Here is a 1721-nt window from a genome sequence, read left to right on the forward strand (position 1 = left end):
GTTCCATGGCCTGCGCATCGGTCAGCCGGTCCCTGCCCGCCAGGGCCTCGGCGGCCTCCGGGCGGCAGACGCCCGACGCAGTCTCGGCCTGCTGCGTCCCCTCTTCGCAAGCGGCAAGGGTGACGGTGGCCACGGACAGCATGGCGGCGGCGATCAGGTTCGGTTTCATCTTGGCCGGTCCTTTCCTGGATATGACGATTGCGGCGGAACACGCGCAACGCCAGCTATGACAGACATGTACTCGCGGACAAACACACAGACCATGGATGCGGTTGCGCCATGATGCGAACTGCCGTCGCGTAGCAGATGGACAGGAACCGCAAAGTCCCCTCATCGACCTCTGGCCTCCGGCCCGCCCGGACTTCGCCCTTTCAGCCGCCGACCCGCTCCAGCACCAGCGCGGTATTGTCCGCCCCGCCGGTCAATATGGGGTTCATGGTTGTGGTGATGAACAGCAACTCGTCGCCGGAGGTGATCCGCGCCTGCAGGGCATAGCTGTGCCTGTCCTCGATCCGGCCCGGATCGTAGGACAGCGCATAGGGCACCGGAACCTGCCCCTGCGGCCGGATTTCTGTCGCGGCGATGGTGGTCGAGGGCGCATCCGCCAGCGAGACATCAACCAGCGAAACCTCGATCCGGGCCTCGGGCGGCAAGGCCATGCGCTCGCGATAGCTCACCGTGCCGCGGATGGTTTCCATATGGGCTGCGTTCTCGTCGGCATCGGTTGCCTTCGGCGCCTCGCAGGCGGCAAGCGCCAGGAGCATTGCCACGCCGATAGCGCCGGCCAGAGGTTGAAAAATCATGCCTGGATCCATTCTGCAGGGCTTGCGAGAAGCCGGTGATAGTTGGTGTTCATCGTTGGGCACATCGTGACGCAGGCTCCGCTTCAGGGCAAGCTGGCCGGGAAAGACCTGCCCGCCATCCCGGACGAGCATCGGGTTGCAAGAATGGCTTGTCCGACAGGTGAACCCTGCGGCTTGCGGGGGCGTTGGGCCGGATGTGATGCCTTCAACAGGAAAGCCGCCATGAGGACGATATCACCTTTTTGCCTTGCCCTGCTGATACTCGCCGGATGTTCGGAAGGCGTGCCGGAGGCGCCCGGCGAAGGCCGGCCCATGGACGAGGTGCCCCGCCAGCAGCGCCTGCCCAACGGCGACCGGCAGTATGGTTTTCAGAACGGCTGCATCATCGTCCTGGAGCCGCAGCGCGCTGTGGTCAAATCGGAAGGAACCGTCTGTGCCTTGCACCACCGCGACATCGCGCTGCTTTATGCCTCGGCCGACTAGGGGGCGGGCTTTCCGGTTGCGCGGGGCGCGGAACCGTGCCCTGTCCCTCGTGATGCAGAGAGATGAGCATGGCACAGAACATCTACGACAATCCCGATTTCTTCGCCGGCTACAGCCAGTTGCCCCGGCAGGTGCGTGGGCTGGACGGCGCGCCCGAATGGCCCGCCATCCGCGCCATGCTGCCGGATGTGGCCGGCCGCCGCGTGGCCGACCTGGGCTGCGGCTTTGGCTGGGCCTCGCGCTGGTTTCGCGAACAGGGCGCGGCGTCCGTCACGGGATACGACCTGTCGCGGAACATGATTGCGCGGGCACGGGCGGATACCTCGGATCCTGCCATCGACTACCGCATCACCGATCTGGACAGGCTCGACTTGCCCGAAGCGGCCTTCGATCTGGTCTACAGCGCCCTGACATTCCACTATGTCGCGGATTTCG

The 1721-nt window shown here is 65.3% G+C and carries 3 protein-coding genes; 2 read left to right on the top strand and 1 reads right to left on the bottom strand.

All coding sequences use genetic code 11. The annotated features are described in order from the left end of the window. Positions 1-371: 371 nt before the first annotated feature. Complete coding sequence (locus AQY21_RS05065) at positions 372-803, bottom strand: YbaY family lipoprotein (protein ID WP_058096692.1); 432 nt, start codon at positions 801-803, stop codon at positions 372-374. Positions 804-845: 42 nt separating this feature from the next. Here AQY21_RS05065 and AQY21_RS29160 point away from each other — a divergent pair, with 42 nt between their 5' ends. Beyond that, positions 846-1286, top strand: a complete 441-nt coding sequence (locus tag AQY21_RS29160) for a hypothetical protein (RefSeq protein WP_152988107.1) — start codon at positions 846-848, stop codon at positions 1284-1286. Positions 1287-1354: 68 nt separating this feature from the next. Further along, positions 1355-1721 (top strand): bifunctional 2-polyprenyl-6-hydroxyphenol methylase/3-demethylubiquinol 3-O-methyltransferase UbiG (locus AQY21_RS05075; RefSeq protein WP_152988108.1); only part of this gene is annotated, 367 nt, incomplete at its 3' end.

This window comes from Paracoccus sp. MKU1 (genome assembly GCF_001447385.1).
GTDB lineage: Bacteria > Pseudomonadota > Alphaproteobacteria > Rhodobacterales > Rhodobacteraceae > Paracoccus.

Bases quoted from the DNA above. Each gene is read 5' to 3' on its own strand.
- AQY21_RS05065 (WP_058096692.1), bottom strand. From the start codon at position 803: ATGATTTTTCAACCTCTGGCCGGCGCTATCGGCGTGGCAATGCTCCTG.